This is a genomic window from Paenibacillus maysiensis, assembly GCF_000520815.1.
GTDB classification, from domain to species: Bacteria; Bacillota; Bacilli; order Paenibacillales; family Paenibacillaceae; genus Paenibacillus; species Paenibacillus maysiensis.
Genome location: NZ_ASRY01000342.1, coordinates 1 through 1,552 on the forward strand (window position 1 = coordinate 1; position 1,552 = coordinate 1,552).

The 1,552-nt window shown below is 40.4% G+C and carries 3 protein-coding genes; 1 reads left to right on the forward strand and 2 read right to left on the reverse strand.

All coding sequences use genetic code 11. The annotated features are described in order from the left end of the window. Positions 1-32: 32 nt before the first annotated feature. Together L696_RS0127380 and L696_RS31345 are read right to left on the reverse strand one after the other, a co-directional pair. The gene (locus L696_RS0127380) at positions 33-776 is read right to left on the reverse strand and encodes a hypothetical protein (RefSeq protein WP_025686487.1); all 744 of its coding nucleotides are present in this window, start codon (positions 774-776) and stop codon (positions 33-35) included. Positions 777-835: 59 nt separating this feature from the next. Beyond that, entirely contained in the window at positions 836-997 is a 162-nt protein-coding gene (locus L696_RS31345; protein WP_162833931.1) for a hypothetical protein, read from the reverse strand. Between the two features lie 180 nt (positions 998-1,177). On the opposite strand from L696_RS31345, the gene L696_RS32420 reads away from it, so the two are divergent. Next, the gene (locus L696_RS32420) at positions 1,178-1,429 is read left to right on the forward strand and encodes a DUF3953 domain-containing protein (RefSeq protein ID WP_223264333.1); all 252 of its coding nucleotides are present in this window, start codon (positions 1,178-1,180) and stop codon (positions 1,427-1,429) included. Positions 1,430-1,552 lie beyond the last annotated feature (123 nt).

Consider the following 1,552-nt stretch of genomic DNA (forward strand, 5'->3'; position numbering starts at 1 on the left):
CGTTTATCTATACAAATACTGACGGCATAACGTTATGACTGCGAATTATCCGGCTCTACGTATCCTTCCTCAATCTCGACCGATTCCTCGATAGCTTCATAGTCGGCATCCACTACATCGGCTTCAATCATATCCAAAAATAGCTGCTTTCGTTCCTGTTCCAGTGCCTTCGTATTGACTACCAGCTCACGTCGATCATTCCACTCGTTGGGTGCGCGGTTCTTTAAGTAGAAGATCATCGCTGTCGGATTGGGAGGCTGATATCGTTTTACCTTCTCGATACGCGTCTTCTTTTTTCCATTTTTGTCCTCTTCAATAATCGTTTTTATTTCTTCATATTCATACCCCGTTGCAGCTTTCAAAAGTGAATTTTCCACGTGTGAGATAGGGACAGATCTGCTCCATTTGACTAGTTCAGCCAGCATCGGATGCTTATCTATATATTCGTACCAAGTGGTTTTACCTATATCAAGTTTCCTGATGATATCCTCTGCGTTCATTCCTTCTTCAAACCATTGCTGAATCTCCGCTAGTCTAGGATATACATGTGTTTCCCACTTGGTTGGACGTTCTAATGCTTCAGCAAATTTGGGATGCTTCCTGCGATAATCGCCTAGTGTCCAAATATGAATGTTCAGTCGTTTTGCTATCTCCTCATCTGTGGCTCCTTCACGTACCCAAATGGGGATATCCCTGAGCCTTGGCACAACAAATTGATCATATTTGGTCAGTATTTTAGGCTTGTTTCTTTTGGGATTGTTATTGTTCTTGCTCATTCTGTCACCTCCATCGCAAAAAAAGGGAACAGCCAACGATCAGCCATTCCCCATATGTATTACCCTTCCAATTCAGCCTCGTAAAACAACTCGATATCCTCAATCACCTTCTGAATCAACTCATTGTCTTCCTGAGCTTCCTCAGCCCCTAGCACATTGACCTTTTCGGCTTGCATGCCCTTCAGGAATCGAACTACCATATTCACTTTTACCTTACCCAATTGAATCACCCTTTCGGTTTAGTCAGCACATGATACCTCTGACCTTGCCGACTCAGCAACGACTTCTTGAAAAACATATTCCTTACCATTTCTAACTAAATAGTTGCATAATACTGTATAATAGGATTTCACCGTATAATAAACTAAATGGGAAAGGGGAGTAGACCTATGATCAAAAAAATGAATATATATCAAATTCTTAAATTTTCATGTGCTGCTGTTGTTATAATCACATCCCTTTTGTCTCTTGCTTATCCTGGTAACAATCGATTTTCGCCATCACTTACACAGCTTTTTCTCAGCCTCATGTTTTTATTTTCTGGCATCTCCGAATTTAAAGCAAATCGAAAAACTTATGCAATAGTTAGCTTCAGTGTCTCCTTGTTCGCTGCAATTGTATTTATATCTACACTTTTATTGAGAAAAGGTTAACTACGATTCTCTAATTCTGGCTCAGCAACTACTTCTTGATGACTATATTGGTTACCTTCCCGAATCAAATATACATTGCTATCGCTACCAACGTGGGCAATATACCGCTTCACAATCACATCT